Genomic DNA, 16342 nt, shown 5'->3' on the forward strand with positions numbered 1-16342 from the left:
TCCGCCTGCGGGGCCGAGCCGGTGACGGCTGCCGCCAGGAGGTTGGATAGGGATCCTCCCCGCTGCTGTCCACGTTGCAGGCTCGGGTAGCGACACTATCTGATGGAGGTATGGGACTCCAGACCGTGCTCATCGTCTCCCACGCCTCCGCCGCTCTCGCGGTGCTCCTGCTCGGGCCCGTGAACATGCTCCGGCGCCGCCGGGACCGCTTCCATCGCCTGCTCGGCCGTTCGTGGGTCGCGCTCATGTACGCCACCTGCGTCTCCGGCCTCTTCATCTACGACCACGGCGTTTCGTTCTTCCACGTGCTCGCGGTGTTCACGCTCTGCACGGTGTCACTGGGCGTGTGGCGGATACGGCGGGGCGACCGGCGCGGCCATGCGGGCAACATGATCGGCAGCTACGCGGGCACGCTCATCGCCTTCGCCTTCGCAGCGCTCCTCCCGGACAGGTTCATCCAGCAGACCGCCACGACCCATCCCGCCGGCCTGCTGACCTACACGGGCGGCCTCGTGCTCGCACTACTCGTCTGGCTGATCCTGCTGCGCCGGATCGCGCACGCCGGGACCGCCTCACATCAGGACGGGGCCGCCTCGCATCGGACCGCCGGTGCCCCTGCGCCGGCTGCCCGGCCGGAGCGGCTCAGTCCTCCCGGCTCACGAGCGTCCGACGCAGCCGGCCGGTGACGTCCTCCCCCAGGCCGTGATGGGCCAGATATCCCTCGACCCCGTCGAACTCGCGGTCGAGCCGATCGAGGACGTCCGCCATCCACTCGGGCCGGGCCGCCGTGGCGCTGATCCCGGTCTCGGAGACTCCCGCGCTGGCGACGTTGCGTCCCAGCGCGCGGAGGAAGTCCTCGCCCAGGTACCGCTCGGTGAGCGCGTAGTCGGCGATGACGTCGTCACGCGGCACACCGGCCAGGGTGAGGACGAAGGCCGCGATCATGCCGGTGCGGTCCTTGCCTGCGGAGCAGTGGAACACGACGGCTCCCTCCTCATGCGCCGCGAGCCGGCTGACGACGTCCACGAACGCCGCGCCCGCCGTGTCGATCATGGCCCGGTAGAGGCCGGGCAGGGAATGCTCGGAGAGGGTGAGCCGCCGCGGGCTCTGCGGGTCCAGCGGCATGAAGCGATTGCCGAGGAGGGGGACGTGTGCGTACGAGAACGCCTCGCTCCCCAGGACATCCGGAATGCGTGCGACCTCGCGCTCCTCCCGCAGGTCCACGACGCTGCGGATCCCGAGTTCGGCCATGAGCGAGTGGGAGCTGGCGTCGAGCCTGCCGAGGCCGTCCGCCCGGAAGAGGCGGCCTGCGGCGATGCGCCCGCCGTCGGCGGTGCGGTACCCGCCCAGGTCGCGGAAGTTGAAGGTCCCCTGCACGGGTATGCGCGGGGCGAGGTGGGTGCCGGCCCCCACCGGCGCGGCCTCCTCCCGTGCGTGCGCGTCCGGCGTCCGTGTGCCCGGTGTCGTCGTCATCCGTCCTCCTCTGCGGTGCGGGTGGTGCGGTCCGGTCCGTGGTCCGTCTCAGGTGTGCCGAGGAGCTTGTGCTCGGCCGCCCCGAGCGCCCGCCGCATCAGCCCGACGGCCCGCTCTCCCGCGGCGCGGGGCGGTTCCGGGGCCGAGGCCCCCGTCCGCTTCTCCTCTGCCTTGACAGCACTGTAGGCCGCCTGCACCCGGTCGAGCGGTACGGGATGCGCGGACTCGAAGACGTGCGGGTGCCTGCGCACCAGCTTGGCCGCGAGTCTCCGCTCCACCCGTTCGAAGGTCTCACCGGGCGCGCGTCCGCCGTGATCGTCCAGCAGCGCGGAGTGGAACAGCACCTGGTAGAGGAGATCTGCGATCTCGCCCTCCACCGCGTCGACGCGCTGGGCCTGCCCGGGGCCGGCCTCGGCACCCGGTTCGCGGAGCTGCCCCTCCGCGTACAGCTGCTCCTCCGCGGCCAGGAGCTCCGCCGACTCCTCCACGAGATACCGCGCGAGCGTGGCGTGCGTGTGCGCTGAGGCCCACGGACAGCGGGCCCGGACGAACGCCATGATCCCGGTGAGGCTCATCCCGTCCGTGTCCGGACGGGGCCACGGCTCGCGCGTGTCCCGCGGATCCATCAGCGGTTCCCGCGCGCGGACCCGGTTGTGCCCGCAGCGCCGGCACCACCCGCAGATCCGGCGGTCGTGGCCGGGACCTCGGTGCCCTGCACGATCTCCGGCTCCGGGAGGATCGCATCGAGGAAGGACCGCGCCCAGGTGAGGATGTCCGAGTCGACGACCTCCCGCCGGTCGAAGCCGTTGCCGGCCACCGGCTTGGGTACCAGCAGGGAGCGCACGGCGGGCTTGATGAGCGACTTGGGGTACATGCGCCTGAGCCGGGCGATCTGCGAGTCCGGCAGGTCCTCGACGGGACCGAAGCGGATGAAGTTGCCCTGCATCACGATGTCGGTGATGCCCGAGGCCCGCGCCCGGATCCGCAGCCGGGCGACGTCCGCGAGCACGCCCACGGAGGCCGGCGGCGGGCCGTAGCGGTCCGCGAGCTCGGCCAGCACCTCCTGGATCTGCTCCTCCCCGGACGCCGCGGCGAGCTTGCGGTAGGCCTCCAGCCGCAGCCGTTCGTGCTCCACGTAGTCCGTGGGGATGTGTGCGTCCACCGGCAGCTCGATCCGCATCTCTGGCTCCTCGTGGGTGTCCTCCCCCCGGAAGTTGGCTACGGCCTCGCCCACGAGGCGGATGTAGAGGTCGAATCCCACGCCCTCGATGTGACCGGACTGCTGGCCGCCCAGCAGGTTGCCGGCCCCGCGGATCTCCAGGTCCTTCATCGCCACCTGCATGCCCGCGCCCAGCTCCGAATGCTCGGCGAGGGTCTTGAGCCTGTCGTGCGCCGTCTCCGTGAGCGTGCCGTCGCCGGGGAACAGGAAGTAGGCGTAGGCGCGTTCGCGGCCGCGCCCCACCCGGCCGCGCAGCTGGTGCAGCTGGGAGAGGCCGAACCGGTCCGCCCGGTCGATGATGAGCGTGTTGGCGTTGGCGATGTCGATGCCCGTCTCCACGATGGTGGTGCAGACGAGGACGTCGTACTTCCGCTCCCAGAAGTCCACGATCACCTGTTCGAGGCGCTGTTCGCCCATCTTGCCGTGGGCGATCCCGATCCGGGCCTCCGGCACGAGCTCCGCGATGTGGCCCGCGACCCGTTCGATGTCCTGGACCTTGTTGTGGATGTAGAACACCTGGCCCTCGCGCATGAGCTCGCGCCGGATCGCGGCGGCCACCTGCCGGTCCTCGTAGCGGCCCACGTAGGTGAGGACGGGATGGCGCTCCTCCGGCGGAGTGGCCAGCGTGGACATCTCGCGGATGCCGGTGACGGCCATCTCCAGCGTGCGCGGGATGGGGGTGGCGGACATCGCGAGGACGTCCACGTCCGCGCGCATCGCCTTGAGCGTCTCCTTGTGCTCCACGCCGAACCGCTGCTCCTCGTCGATGATGACGAGTCCCAGGTCCTTGAACTTCACGGAACCGGACAGCAGCCGGTGCGTGCCGATCACCAGGTCGATGGTCCCGGCGGCGAGGCCCTCCACCACCCGGTCGGACTCCTTCTTGGACTGGAAGCGCGAGAGGGAGGCCAGCGTCACGGGGAAGCCGGCGTAGCGTTCGGAGAAGGTCTCGAAGTGCTGCTGGACGAGCAGTGTGGTGGGCACCAGGACGGCCACCTGCTTGCCCTCCTGGATCGCCTTGAAAGCGGCGCGGACGGCCACCTCGGTCTTGCCGTAGCCCACGTCGCCGCAGATGAGGCGATCCATGGGCACGGACTTGCGCATGTCCGCCTTCACCTCGTCGATGGTGGTGAGCTGGTCCGGGGTCTCCACGTAGTGGAAGGCGTCCTCGAGCTCCCGCTGCCAGGGGGTGTCCGGGCCGTAGGCGTAGCCCGAGGTGGCCTGGCGGGCGGAGTAGAGACGGACGAGTTCGCCTGCGATCTCCTTGACAGCCTTGCGCGCACGGGACTTCGTCTTCGCCCAGTCCGCCCCGCCCATCTTGTTGAGGCCGGGGCTCTCCCCTCCCACGTAGCGGGTGACCTGGTCGAGCGAGTCGGAGGGGACGAACAGGCGGTCTCCGGGCTGCCCGCGCTTGGACGGCGCGTATTCGATGACGAGGTACTCGCGGGTGTGCGCGTCCTTCCCCCGTCCGGCGGTGCGCTGGATCATCTCCACGAACCGGCCCACGCCGTGCTGCTCGTGCACCACATAGTCCCCCGGCGCCAGGTTGAGGGGGTCCACCTGGTTGCGCCTGCGCCGTGCCGGCAGCTTCCGCATGTCACGGGTGGAGGCCGCGGACGCCCTGCCCAGCACGTCCGCCTCCGTGAGGACGGCGAGCCTGAGGTCGTCGACGACGAACCCGCCGAATCCGGCGGCCGTCGCCACCTCCACCCGCGCGGCGGCCGCGAAGTCCGGCTCCTCGACGAACGCGGCGGGCACATCCGCCTCCGCGAACACCTCGACGAGGCGCTGGCCGGGCCCGTGCCCCTCGGTGAGGACCACCACGGACCACTGGTCGTGGACGAGTGCGCGCACGTCCGCGAGGATCGCCTCCACGTCACCGGCGTAGCCGCGCGGCTCACGCGCGGGAACCGTGTAGACCTCCTCGCCGGGGGCCGCGAGCTCCTCGTCGGCGGCGAAGCCCCCGATCTCCCACCAGGGCAGTGAGAGGACCTGCGCGGCTTCGCGCGTCTGCTCGAGGGTCCGGAAGCTGGCGGCGGAGAGGTCCACGGGTGCCTGAGCCCCGTCCGAGGCGGATTCCCAGGCCGCGGCGAGGAACTCCTCCGAAGTGCGCACGAGGTCCTCGGCCCGGGCGGCGATGCGCTCCGGTTCGATCGCGAGCACCCGGGTCCCGGCCGGCAGCACCGCCACGAGCGGCTCCATGCCGTCCGCCAGCACCGGGGCGAGGGACTCCATGCCCTCCACCGCGGTGCCGTCGGCGATCTTCGTGAGCATGTCCGCAGCAGCGGGCACCGTCTTCGCGAGCTCTGCAGCACGCTGACGCACGGCGGGGGTGAGCAGGACCTCCCGGCACGGCGGCGCCCAGAGCGTGACCGTCTCCCCCGGCTCCGCCGGCTGCGAGCGCTGGTCCGCCACGGAGAAGCGGCGGATCTCCTCGACCTCGTCGTCGAAGAACTCGATGCGCAGCGCGGACTCCGCCGTGGGCGGGAAGACGTCGATAATGCCGCCGCGCACCGCGTACTCGCCGCGCCGGGAGACCATGTCCACACGCGAGTACGCGAGTGCGGACAGACGCTCCGCGAGTGCCGTGAGGTCAGCTCTGTCACCGGCGGCCAGGGTGAGCGGTTCGAGTTCGCCGAGGCCCTTCACCAGGGGCTGCAGTGCGGCCCGCACCGGTGCGATGACGACCTGCAGAGGGGTGGCCTCCCCTTCCGGATGCGTGATCCGGCGCAGCACCGTGAGGCGGGCGCCCACGGTGTCCGAACGCGGCGAGAGCCGCTCGTGCGGCAGCGTCTCCCAGGAGGGGAAGACCGCGACGGCGTCCGCCGGCAGATAGTCGCCCAGGGCGCGGGCGAGATCCTCGGCCTCACGGGTGGTGGCCGTGATGGCGAGCACCGGGCCGCTGCGTGCCGTGGCTGCCGTCAGCGCAGGCCACAGCCCTCGCACCAGCGAGACGGTGCCGCCCGGTGAGGAGGCGTCCGCGACGGCCTCGCGGACGGCGGCGAACTGGGGCAGGGTGAGGGCATCGCTGAGTCTCGAGAGCACCCGCCCATTCTAGGCGGAGGGGCGGACGCGGCCGTGGGGCCGGGGCACGGCTCTTGTGGTCGGAGGACTGGCGGTGGACAATGTATTACATGTCGGACACCATCTCGCTTCGCCTGCCGGCGGATCTCAACGACCGCCTGAACCGGCTCGCTGAATCGACGCAGCGACCCAAGTCCTTTTACGTGCGTGAGGCGCTGGAAGAGCACCTGAGCGGCATCGAGTGGGCCTACGATCTTGCTGCGCATGCAGAAGCCGCCCGCGCAGGCGTTGCTGAAACCGGCCCCCTGGACGAACTGACACGCGAGCTCGGGTTCGATCCGGAGGAGCTGCGCGCTGAGGCGCGTGCCGAGGCCGCCGAGTAACCGCCGCGCACCACTCCATCATGACCTACGACGTGATCCGCACCCGTAAGTTCGACAAGGCTCTGAGCAAGCTGGACCGGCACGTGCAGCGGCGGATCCTCGTCAAGCTCTACGGGCTCTGCACACTGGAAGATCCTTCTGTGCGGTGCAAACCGATGACTGGGCCCCTCGAAGGCCTCTGGCACATTCGGACTGGCGACTACCGGACGATCATCGATATCCGCCGGGGCGAATTGGCCATCGTCGCACTTGATACAGACCACCGGAGCGCAATCTACGAAGGCTGACACTGCTGCGGCCCTGGTGCCTGCCAGTCGCCCACAGACCGATCGAAACAGCAGTCGTGCCACCGCCACCACCCTCGCCGCCACCCAGCATCCCGCACCCAGAATCCTCGGGGAGAATGGGAGGATGCCGCAGACCTCGGGTTCCTCAGCCCCCGCCTCCGCCCTCGCCCGGTTCCTGCCGCCCGTCCTCCTCCTGGCGCTCATGTGGGTCGTCGAGGCGGCCGATGCCGTCCTGCCCGGCAGCTTCGAGGTCTTCGGCATCCGCGCCTGGGACGTGACTCATCTGCAGGGCATCCTCCTCGCACCGCTGCTCCACTCCACGTGGAGCCATCTCATCGCCAACTCCGTCCCGTTCCTCGTGCTCGGGATCCTGGTCGCCGCCGAGGGCGGGCGCCGCTTCTGGGCCGTGACGGCGATCGTCGCCCTGGTGGGCGGAGTGGGCCCCTGGCTGCTCGCCGTGCCGGGCACCGTCACGGTGGGGGCCTCGGGCCTGGTCTTCGGCTATTTCGCCTACCTGCTGGTGAGGGTGAAGCGCACGCCGCCGGGCGGGCGGCGCGTCCTGCAGATCGTCATCGCGGTGCTCGTCGTCGCGGTCTACGGCGGCTCGATGCTCACCGGCGTGCTGCCCGTGAGCCCCGGAGTCTCCTGGCAGGGGCATCTGTCCGGCGCAGTGGGAGGGGTGTGCGCGGGACTGCTCCTGAGGGGTTCCGGAGCGCCGCGGCCGGCGCGTAGCATGCGGGCATGACTGCCGAACAGGGACGGACACCGGAGCAGGACCAGCAGGAGAACGCGTACCGGAGCCAGCGACTCCTGGACGCGCTCGCGCAGGCGGGCCTCGAGGACTGGCAGGTGCTTCCCGGGTGCATCCGGGCGCGCTTCGCCACCGGGAACTTCGCCGCCGGCCTCGCCCTCGCCCAGAAGATCGGCGACGCGGCGGAGGCAGCGAACCACCACCCGGATCTGACGCTCACGTACCCGCACCTCGATGTGCGCCTCACCAGCCATGACACCGGTGCGGTGACGGACCGGGACCTCGGTCTCGCCGCGCGGATCAGCGCGCTCGCCCGGGAGGCGGGGGTGGCTGCGCTCCCCGCGGCGCCTGCCGTCATGGAACTCGGACTGGACACCGCGCGCAGGGACGAGATCCTCCCGTTCTGGTCCGCACTCCTCACCGGGGAACCGGATCGCCTCACCGGCGGGGAGGTCGTCGACCCCAGCGGTCAGCTCCCCACTCTGTGGTTCCAGGACTGCGAGCCCCACGAGGTCCCGCACCAGCGCCTGCACGTGGACCTCTGGCTGCCCGAGGCCGTCGCACCGGCGCGCATCCGTGCAGTGGTGGACGCAGGTGGGCGGGTCGCCGATGACTCCCAGGCCCCCAGCTTCACCGTGCTCGAGGATGCGGACGGCAACCGCGCCTGCATCTGCACAGCCGCCTCACGGTAAGGCTGCACCGGCGATTCCGCAGCGGGTGCACCGGCCCTTCCGGGCTGGTGCAGCAGCCGTTCCGGGCAGCCCCGGCGGCAGGAGAGTGAGGCGGCGGCTCAGGACGGGACGCCTGCGCGTCAGTTCCCCTCAGCCGCGGCTGTGGAAGCGCTGCTGTGCGGCTTCGAGGCCTTCCGCCGTGAGCTGCTCCACGGCGTCGGCGAGATCGGAGACGAAGATCGGCAGGGTCTGCTGCTCGTCCTTGGAGAAGCGGGCCAGCACGTAGTCGGCTGTGTCCATGCGCCCCGGCGGCCTGCCCACCCCTGCTCGCAGCCGCAGGTAGTCCCTGGTCCCGAGGTGCCGGGTGAGCGAGCGGAGGCCGTTGTGACCGCCTTCTCCCCCGCCGCGTTTGAGCCGGACCGTGTCGAAGTCGAGGTCCACGTCGTCGTGGACGGCGATGACGTGGGAGGCGGGGATCGAATGGAAGCGTGCGAGGGCGCCCGCCGCCTGTCCGGACTCATTCATGTACGCGGCGGCGCGCATGAGGACCGCCCGCGGTCCCGGCAGCCCGCCGCTGCCGGGCAGCCGCCCGCTCGCCGCGGTCGCCTGGAAGCGCGTCTTCGTGAGGGCCGCACCCATGCGCTCCAGCAGCTCGTCGACCACGAGATAGCCGATGTTGTGCCGCGTCCCGGCGTAGCGGGAGCCGGGATTGCCCAGCCCCACGATCAGCCACGTGTCCTCCGCCATCTGCCCGTCCTCTCCCCCGTTGCTGTCTCTCCCGGAACTGCCGGTGCTTCTGCACCCGCCCGCGTCCGGATGCCGTCTCCGCCGCGATCACTGCAGAGGAGGCCTCACGGCTGAGGGGCGGGACCGTGCGGCCCCGCCCCTCAGCGGTGTGCGATCACGCAGCCGGGCGCTGTTCCGCCGGCCACGAGCGGCTCACTCCTTGTCGGCGGGTTCCGCCGGGCCCTCGTCCTCCTGCGAAGCGGGGACGGCGTCACCCTCGACCGCGTCGGACTCGAGCTCGGCCTCGAGCTGCGCCTCGGAGATCTCGGCGGAGACGTTGACGACGAGCAGCTCCGGGTCGCCCGCGAGCGTCGTGCCCTTGGGCAGCACCACATCGGCGGCGTAGACGTGCTCGCCTGCCTCGCGGCCCTCGATGCTGACCTCGACGTGCTCAGGCAGCTTGAGGGCGTCGGCCTCGAGCAGCAGGGTGGTGGCCTCGTGGGAGACCAGCGTGCCGGGGGCGGCCTCGCCCACGACGTGCACGGGGATCTCGACCTCGACCTTCTCGCCGCGCTTGACGATGATGAGGTCGACGTGCTCGATCTCACGGGAGACCGGGTGCACCTGGACGTCCTTGGGGAGCGCGAGCTCGTTGCGGGTGCCCTCGGCGTTCTCGAGCTCCAGCAGGGCATTGGCGTTGCGCAGCGCGAGCATGGTGGCGTGGCCCTCGAGCAGCAGGTGCTCCGGCTCCGTGCCGTGGCCGTAGAGGACTGCGGGGATCTTGCCCGCGCGGCGGTCGCGGCGCGACGCTCCCTTGCCGAACTCCTCGCGCTTCGCGGCGAGCAGCTTGATGGTGTCAGCCATTGTCTTCTCCTTCGTGGTGACGGGACCACGGCGGACGCTGCTCGTGGAACCGCACCTGCACCGGCGAACGGCCGGGAGGAGGCTGAGAGCACCGCGTCGATCACGGAAGCCATGTGGGCTTCCCTCGCCGAGGCAACCCCACAAGGATACGCGCGCTGCCCCGCCACGCCAAACGGGCCTTCACACCGGCTCCACGACCTCCACAACGCTTTCAAGCCCTTGGAAGTCGGCCGCGTTGAGCGTAAGCAACAGCACATCATTCGCGGCCGCCGCAGCAGCGATCATGCGATCCCTCATGTGGGCACGAGGCCGCCCACCATGCCTCACGACTGCCTGGAGTATGAGGCCCAAGCTGCGAGCAGCGCCTCCATCGAACGGCAACCCCTCACCGAAGAGCGATGCCGCCTGCTCAGCGATGGACAGAAAGCAGACGAATATCTGGAGTCCGCACCGCACGGGGCATCCTCGTCCCCACGCTTCCCGACCCGCAGACGCGGCGAGACCCCGTCCCGGCGCATGCCGGAACGGGGTCTCGGGCCCTCCGCACGGAGCGGAGGCGCACAGCAGGGATGCTCAGATGTCGAAGAGGCTCGTGACGGAGCCGTCCTCGAACACCTCGTGCACGGCACGCGCGAGCAGCGGGGCGATCGAGAGCACCGTGAGCTTGTCGAAGTGCTTCTCGTCCTCGATCGGGAGGGTGTTCGTGACGATGACCTCCTCCGCCACGGAGCTCGACAGGCGCTCCACCGCGGGGCCGGAGAACACGGCGTGCGTGGAGACGATGATGACGCCCTTCGCACCGGCCGCCATGCACGCCTCGGCGGCCTGGACGATGGTCCCGCCCGTGTCGATCATGTCGTCGACGAGCACGCAGGTGCGGCCCTCGACCTCGCCCACCACGCGGTTGGCCTTCGTCTCGTTGGGCCGGGTGATGTCGCGGGTCTTGTGGATGAAGGCCAGCGGCACGCCCCCCAGGGAGGCGGACCAGTTCTCGGCCACCTTGATGCGCCCGGCGTCCGGGGAGACCACGGCGAGATCGCCGGGATAGTTCCGCTTGACGTAGTCGGAGAGGATCGGCATCGCCACGAGGTGGTCGACGGGGCCGTCGAAGAAGCCCTGGATCTGCGCGGTGTGGAGATCGACCGTGATGAGGCGGTCCGCGCCGGCGGTCTTGAACAGGTCCGCCATGAGGCGGGCGGAGATGGGCTCGCGGCCGCGGTGCTTCTTGTCCTGCCGGGCGTAGGGGAAGAACGGGGCGATCACCGTGATCCGCTTGGCGGAGGCCCGCTTGAGCGCGTCCACCATGATGAGCTGCTCCATGACCCACTCGTTGATGGGCGCGGAGTGGGACTGCATGACGAAGACGTCGCAGCCGCGCACGGACTCGCCGAACCGCACGTAGATCTCGCCGTTGGCGAAGTTGTAGACGTCAGTCTCCAGGAGCTCGGTGCCGAGGCTCTCGGCGACCTGCTGGGCGAGCTCCTGGTTGGAGCGTCCGGCGACGAGGACGAGCTTCTTCTCGCCTGCTGTGGTGATCGACTTCACGATCGGGACTCCTTATCCGCGGTGGGACCTTCGCTGTCCGCGGCCAGCTGGGCCGCCTGTGCCGCAGGGGTGCCCGGTCGCTTACGCACGACCCACCCTTCGATGTTGCGCTGCCGGCCTTCCCTGATGGCCAGCGCCCCTGCAGGAACATCTTCGGTGATCACCGCGCCGGCACCGGAATAGGCGCCGTCGCCCACCTCCACGGGGGCGATGTACATGGTGTCCGAGCCCATTCGCACGTGCGAGCCGATCGTCGTGCGGTGCTTGTTCACGCCGTCGTAGTTGACGAACACGGAGGAGGCCCCGATGTTGGACTGTTCGCCGATCGTCGCATCCCCCACATAGGTGAGGTGCGGAACCTTGGACCCGGCGCCGATCTGCGCGTTCTTCGTCTCGACGAAGGTGCCGATCTTGCCCTCCGGACCCAGCTCCGTGCCCGGGCGCAGGTAGGCGAAGGGACCCACCGAGGCGCCCGCGCCGATCACCGCGAGCGAACCGTGGGTGCGGATCACCTGTGCGCCCTCGCCCACCTCGGTGTCCGCCAGCGTCGTGTCCGGGCCGATCACCGCGCCCGTGGCGATGTCGCACGCTCCGTGCAGCTGCACGCCCGGGAGCACCGTCACGTCCGGGGCGATGACGACGTCTGCGTCGATCCACGTCGTCTCCGGGTCCACCACCGTGACGCCGGCGCGCATGTGGGCGACCACGATCCGGTGGTTGAGCTCCCGGCCCAGCTGCGCGAGCTGCACGCGGTCGTTCGCCCCCTCGACCTGCCACACGTCCTCGGTGGTGAAGGCGGCCACGCGGGAGCCCGCCTCGCGCTCGATCCCGATGACGTCCGTGAGGTACTTCTCCCCCTGGGCGTTCTCGGTGCTCACCTGGGCGAGCGCACGGCGCAGGGCCGCGAGGTCGAAGGCATAGATGCCGGAGTTGATCTCGGTGATGGCCCGGACCGCGTCGTCCGCGTCCTTCTCCTCGACGATGCGTTCGAGGCCCCCTGCGGCGTCACGCACGATCCGGCCGTAGCCGTGGGGATCGCTCACCTGTGCGGACAGTACGGTGACGGCGTTGCCCTGCTCCTCGTGGTGGGCGATGAGCTGTTCGAGGGTCGCGGTCGTGAGCAGGGGGACGTCCCCGTAGGTGACGACCACGGTGCCGGAGAGGGACTCCGGGAGCTGCGTGAGGGCGCATTCGGCGGCGCGGCCGGTGCCCGGGACGTGGTCCTGGTCCGCGATGAGCACGGAGCGCCGGACGGAGGCGGAGACGTGCTCCACGTGGGCCGCGACCTGCTCGCGGGCGTGGCGCAGGACCACCACGAGGTGCTCGGGCTCGGTGCCGGCCGCCGCGCTGATCGCGTGATGGAGGAGGGAGCGCCCGGCGATGGGGTGCATCACCTTGGGCGTCGCGGACTTCATCCTGGTGCCTTCGCCTGCGGCGAGGACGATCACCGCTGCCGGAGAGTGGTCCGCCATATGCTCTAAAGCTCCTCGTGGATCGGTTTCGCTGCGTGGTGCGCACTGCCGCACCCCGCGGCCGGCGGAGGAGTTCCGCCCCTAGGACTCGAACCTAGACTGCACGGCTCCAAAGGCCGGCGTGCTGCCATTACACCAGGGCGGACTGCGCGGGGCCGCCCAGCACCGGGTGCAATCCTGCCACTAGACTCAGCGCTATGGAAATCCTCCGTCTCATCCTCCTCTTCCTGCACCTGCTCGGCATGGCTCTCATCATCGGCGGCTACTTCGCCAATGTGAAGGCCCCGCGGGTCATCCCCGGCATGCTGCACGCCTCGTTCCTCCAGCTCCTCACCGGCCTCGCACTGGTGGGCGTCGCGGAGATGGGACCGGGAGATGTCGATCACGCGAAGATCGCTGTGAAGCTCGTCCTCGCCCTCGCGGTGACGGTCCTCGCCCTGCTGGGCAACCGCCGGGAGAAGGCCGCACCGGGAGAGGGAACCTCCGCGGGGCTCGCCCACGGCACTGTCGTCGCTGCCGTCGCCGCCGTCGCGGTCGCGGTCTTCTGGACCTGAGCGTCCACCCCGCGCTGAACCGCCCTCTCTCCTTCCCCGCAGCCCGGACGCCTCGTGCCTCCGGGCTGCGTCCGTCCCCGCTGATAGGTTCGTGAGCACTATGAGTTCGCCGTTCGACTTCCTCTCCGCTCTCACCGGCCCCGCACACCCGGACGCCGCGCCCGCAGACGCTCCGCCGGCAGCCGCAGGCTCCGCCGGAGACCCCGCGGAGACCGCCGTCGGTCATGCCCCCGGCCCTGCGGGTGCCGCCTCCGGTGCGGACGCTCTGCTGGACGGGCTCAATCCCGCGCAGCGGGAGGCGGTCCTCCACACGGGCTCGCCGCTGCTGATCGTGGCGGGCGCCGGCTCCGGGAAGACGAGCGTGCTCACGCGCCGGATCGCCTATGCCCTGCGCACCGGACGGGCACGGCCCGGCGAGGTCCTCGCCATCACCTTCACGAACAAGGCCGCGAAGGAGATGCAGGAGCGCGTCGCCTCCCTGGTGGGGCCCGCCGCGCGCAGCATGTGGATCTCCACCTTCCACTCCGCCTGCGTGCGGATACTGCGGCGCGAGGCCGCCACGCTCGGCATGAAGTCGAACTTCACGATCTACGACGCACAGGACTCCCTGCGCCTCATCACGCAGGTGGCGAGGGAGGCGGACCTCGACCCCAAGAAGCACCCGCCCCGGGCCCTGCGCAGCCGCATCTCGAACCTCAAGAACGACCTCCTCACGCCGGAGGACTTCGCCGCGACCGCGGGTGAGCGTGCCCACGAGGCGGAGGTCGCAGACGTCTACCGCCGCTACCAGGAGCGGCTGCGGCGGGCCAATGCGCTGGACTTCGACGACATCATCATGGAGACCGTCCACCTGCTGGAGGCCTTCGAGGCGCTCGCGCAGAACTACCGCGCCCGGTTCCGGCACATCCTCGTCGACGAGTACCAGGACACGAATCCCGCGCAGTACCGCCTCATCCGTGCTCTCGCGGGAGCGGATCTGCCCGCGCCCACAGGAGAGCTCACGGTGGTGGGCGACGCGGACCAGTCCATCTACGCCTTCCGCGGGGCGACGGTGCGCAACATCGTCGAGTTCGAGAAGGACTTCCCGCAGGCGCGCACCATCCTGCTGGAGCAGAACTACCGCTCGACCCAGACGATCCTCTCCGCGGCCAATGCCGTCATCTCCCACAACCCGGACAGGCGGGAGAAGAGGCTGTGGACGGACCGGGGCGACGGCGACAAGGTGACGGGCTGGGTCGCGGAGACGGAGCAGGCGGAGGCGCGCTTCGTCGTGGAGCGCATCGACGAGCTCCGGGACGAGCACGGGCTGAGCTACGGCGACTTCGCGGTGTTCTACCGGACCAACGCCCAGTCCCGTGCGATCGAGGACGCGCTGGTGCGGGCCGGCATGCCCTACCGCGTGGTGGGCGGCACCCGGTTCTACGAACGCAAGGAGATCAAGGACGCGCTCGCCTATCTGCGCGCCGTGGCGAACCCGGCGGACGACGTGAACCTGCGCCGCGTGCTCAACGAGCCCAAGCGCGGGATCGGCGATCGCACGGAGGCCCTCGTCGCCGCGCACGCGGAACGCGAACGGACGGACTTCCGCACCGCGCTGGAGGACGCGGAGAACGCGATAGGCATCACCTCGCGCTCCCTCGGCCCCATCCGCACCTTCCTCACCCTCATGACGGATCTGCAGGGCGTGGCCGAGGCCGGCGGGGTGGCACCCGTGCTCGAGGCCGCCCTGGAGCAGAGCGGGTACCTCGCCTCGCTCTCCCAGTCGACGGACCCGCAGGACGAATCACGCGTGGACAACCTGGCGGAGCTGGTGGCGGTCGCGGAGCAGTTCGATGCGCAGCACGAGGGCGAGGGCACCCTGGACGAGTTCCTCGAGGCGGTCTCACTCTCCTCGGACTCGGACTCCCTGCCGGACGAGGACGGCGGCGAGGTCACCCTCATGACCCTGCACACCGCGAAGGGCCTGGAGTTCCCGGTGGTGTTCCTCACCGGCATGGAGGACGGGGCGTTCCCGCACCAGCGCTCCTTCACCTCCTCCCAGGAGATGTCCGAGGAGCGCCGGCTGGCCTACGTGGGGCTCACCCGCGCCAAGCGCAAGCTCCTCCTCACGCGGGCGGAGACGCGCAGCCAGTGGGGCCAGCCGCAGTACAACCCGCCCAGCCGCTTCCTCGCGGAGATCCCGGAAGCGCTGATCGACTGGGAGTCGACCGGCTCCGGCGGGATCGGCGGCCTCGGCGCGGGCGGCGCGGGTGCGTACGGCGCGGCCTACGGCGGAGGAGGGTCCACGGGTGGTGCGGACCGGCTGTTCGGCGCTGCCGCCTCGGGAGGCTTCGGGGGTGCGGGCGGCAGCCGGAGCGCGAGCGCCTCGAGCCGGCCGGGCACCGGCTTCCCCAACCGCATCCGGCCGCAGCGCGAGATGGTGTCCGTGGAGGCCGGCGATCGCGTCTCCCACGACTCCTTCGGACTCGGCACCGTCGTGGAGGTCAACGGCGCCGGGGACAAGACGGTCGCGGTCGTGGACTTCGGTTCGGAGGGCACCAAGCGTCTCCTCATGCGCTACGCCCCGGTGGAGAAGCTCTGAGGACTCCCGTTCACGGCGAAGGCCGGTTCCCGCGCAGGGAACCGGCCTTCTCTCGTGGTGTGCGACCTCTCAGGGGCGGGAGTCCGCCTGCCCGCCGTCGGCACCGCGGTTGCCGATCTTCTCGTCGGCCGCGTCACGGCCCTTCTGGATCTGCTCGGTGTACTTGCCGCCGGTCAGCTTGTCCGCGGCCGCGGCGGCCTTGTCCAGACCCGTGTCCGTGATCTGCTCCGCCTTGTCCGAGTTGAGAGCGTCCTTGGCCTTGTTCGCAATGTCGCCGAATCCCATGCGGCACCTCCTGTCGGCTGGGGACCGCCTTCGTCCGGCGGCTTCACCCCCGAGCCTTCCAGGCCGCGGGCACCGGCGCAACGGTCGGCGTCGCCGGCCACACGATCTGCGGGCATCTCGCGCGGATCGCACAGGGGCCTCACAGACTGCCCCGGTCCCGCCGTCCCGCTCAGCCCGGAACCGTGACGGTCAGCAGGGCGAGCAGCACCGCGACGGCGAACAGGAGCGTCGCATCGAAACCGCGGCCGCGGTTGCGCACCGTGGCCGCCCATTCGTCGCCCAGGAGGCGGAGCACGCCCATCCCCGCAGGCACCGCGGCCAGCACTCCCCCCGTGAGGCGGAAGCTCACCGGGGACAGCGCAAGGGCCAGCAGGATCGCGAGCAGGACCGCGAGCATCACCCAGTCGCGGCGGGTGGGATCCGAGTACCGCCGCTTCCAGTAGATCCAGCGCTTGGAGAACCAGCCCCTGCCGCGGCCGGTGCGCGGCAGGGACGCCCTCACGTGGC

Annotated in this window: 16 protein-coding genes and 1 tRNA gene; 7 read left to right on the forward strand and 10 right to left on the reverse strand. The window is 70.7% G+C overall.

Annotated features, from left to right (window positions below; translation table 11 throughout):
* Positions 1 to 110: 110 nt before the first annotated feature.
* Positions 111 to 686, forward strand: coding sequence for a DUF2306 domain-containing protein (locus ABD240_RS00700; RefSeq protein ID WP_291794435.1), 576 nt, complete (start codon positions 111 to 113; stop codon positions 684 to 686).
* On the opposite strand, the gene ABD240_RS00705 is transcribed toward ABD240_RS00700, so the two are convergent.
* From ABD240_RS00705 to mfd, 3 genes are read right to left on the reverse strand one after another with little or no spacing between them, the layout of a single operon-like run.
* Positions 643 to 1473, reverse strand: a complete 831-nt coding sequence (locus ABD240_RS00705) for a tyrosine-protein phosphatase (protein ID WP_291794437.1) — start codon at positions 1471 to 1473, stop codon at positions 643 to 645. The two genes, ABD240_RS00700 and ABD240_RS00705, sit on opposite strands and share 44 nt — an antisense overlap.
* Positions 1470 to 2099, reverse strand: a complete 630-nt coding sequence (locus ABD240_RS00710) for a MazG nucleotide pyrophosphohydrolase domain-containing protein (protein ID WP_291794438.1) — start codon at positions 2097 to 2099, stop codon at positions 1470 to 1472. The genes ABD240_RS00705 and ABD240_RS00710 overlap by 4 nt, the downstream gene beginning before the upstream one ends.
* Positions 2099 to 5737: a transcription-repair coupling factor gene (gene mfd, locus ABD240_RS00715; protein ID WP_291794440.1), complete on the reverse strand. Its 3639-nt coding sequence runs from the start codon at positions 5735 to 5737 to the stop codon at positions 2099 to 2101. Before mfd ends, ABD240_RS00710 begins: the two co-directional genes overlap by 1 nt.
* Positions 5738 to 5826: 89 nt before the next feature.
* Between mfd and relB the strand changes: the two genes are divergently transcribed.
* The 4 genes from relB (at position 5827) to ABD240_RS00735 (ending at position 7829) form a co-directional block, all read left to right on the forward strand.
* Positions 5827 to 6099, forward strand: coding sequence for a type II toxin-antitoxin system RelB family antitoxin (gene relB / locus ABD240_RS00720; protein ID WP_291798761.1), 273 nt, complete (start codon positions 5827 to 5829; stop codon positions 6097 to 6099).
* A gap of 20 nt (positions 6100 to 6119) precedes the next feature.
* The gene (locus ABD240_RS00725; RefSeq protein WP_344334404.1) at positions 6120 to 6386 is read left to right on the forward strand and encodes a type II toxin-antitoxin system RelE family toxin; all 267 of its coding nucleotides are present in this window, start codon (positions 6120 to 6122) and stop codon (positions 6384 to 6386) included.
* A 124-nt stretch (positions 6387 to 6510) separates the two neighbouring features.
* A complete protein-coding gene (locus ABD240_RS00730) occupies positions 6511 to 7131 on the forward strand; it encodes a rhomboid family intramembrane serine protease (protein WP_344334405.1) in 621 nt (206 codons plus the stop codon).
* The gene (locus ABD240_RS00735; protein ID WP_344334407.1) at positions 7128 to 7829 is read left to right on the forward strand and encodes a 4a-hydroxytetrahydrobiopterin dehydratase; all 702 of its coding nucleotides are present in this window, start codon (positions 7128 to 7130) and stop codon (positions 7827 to 7829) included. Before ABD240_RS00730 ends, ABD240_RS00735 begins: the two co-directional genes overlap by 4 nt.
* A 129-nt stretch (positions 7830 to 7958) precedes the next feature.
* Here the strand turns inward: ABD240_RS00735 and pth are convergent, their stop codons facing one another.
* The 5 genes from pth to ABD240_RS00760 all read right to left on the reverse strand — a co-directional run bounded on the left by pth (position 7959) and on the right by ABD240_RS00760 (position 12560).
* Entirely contained in the window at positions 7959 to 8555 is a 597-nt protein-coding gene (gene pth, locus ABD240_RS00740; RefSeq protein ID WP_291798749.1) for an aminoacyl-tRNA hydrolase, read from the reverse strand.
* Between the two features lie 192 nt (positions 8556 to 8747).
* Positions 8748 to 9398 (reverse strand): 50S ribosomal protein L25/general stress protein Ctc, encoded by a 651-nt coding sequence (locus ABD240_RS00745; RefSeq protein ID WP_291798746.1) that lies wholly within the window; start codon positions 9396 to 9398, stop codon positions 8748 to 8750.
* A gap of 573 nt (positions 9399 to 9971) precedes the next feature.
* Positions 9972 to 10943, reverse strand: a complete 972-nt coding sequence (locus tag ABD240_RS00750) for a ribose-phosphate diphosphokinase (protein WP_291798743.1) — start codon at positions 10941 to 10943, stop codon at positions 9972 to 9974.
* Entirely contained in the window at positions 10940 to 12415 is a 1476-nt protein-coding gene (glmU, locus tag ABD240_RS00755; protein ID WP_291798741.1) for a bifunctional UDP-N-acetylglucosamine diphosphorylase/glucosamine-1-phosphate N-acetyltransferase GlmU, read from the reverse strand. The genes ABD240_RS00750 and glmU overlap by 4 nt, the downstream gene beginning before the upstream one ends.
* A 73-nt stretch (positions 12416 to 12488) precedes the next feature.
* Positions 12489 to 12560, reverse strand: a tRNA-Gln gene (locus ABD240_RS00760).
* 52 nt (positions 12561 to 12612) lie between these two features.
* Here ABD240_RS00760 and ABD240_RS00765 point away from each other — a divergent pair.
* The gene (locus ABD240_RS00765; RefSeq protein ID WP_291798739.1) at positions 12613 to 12969 is read left to right on the forward strand and encodes a hypothetical protein; all 357 of its coding nucleotides are present in this window, start codon (positions 12613 to 12615) and stop codon (positions 12967 to 12969) included.
* A gap of 100 nt (positions 12970 to 13069) precedes the next feature.
* Positions 13070 to 15550, forward strand: coding sequence for a DNA helicase PcrA (pcrA, locus tag ABD240_RS00770; RefSeq protein ID WP_344334411.1), 2481 nt, complete (start codon positions 13070 to 13072; stop codon positions 15548 to 15550).
* Between the two features lie 69 nt (positions 15551 to 15619).
* Here the strand turns inward: pcrA and ABD240_RS00775 are convergent, their stop codons facing one another.
* Both ABD240_RS00775 and ABD240_RS00780 read right to left on the reverse strand, forming a co-directional pair.
* On the reverse strand, positions 15620 to 15835 hold the full coding sequence (locus ABD240_RS00775) for an Rv0909 family putative TA system antitoxin (RefSeq protein ID WP_291798733.1): 216 nt from the start codon (positions 15833 to 15835) through the stop codon (positions 15620 to 15622).
* A gap of 169 nt (positions 15836 to 16004) precedes the next feature.
* On the reverse strand, positions 16005 to 16337 hold the full coding sequence (locus tag ABD240_RS00780) for a hypothetical protein (RefSeq protein WP_344334412.1): 333 nt from the start codon (positions 16335 to 16337) through the stop codon (positions 16005 to 16007).
* Positions 16338 to 16342: the final 5 nt, after the last annotated feature.

Source organism: Brevibacterium salitolerans (genome assembly GCF_039531405.1).
Lineage (GTDB): Bacteria > Actinomycetota > Actinomycetes > Actinomycetales > Brevibacteriaceae > Brevibacterium > Brevibacterium salitolerans.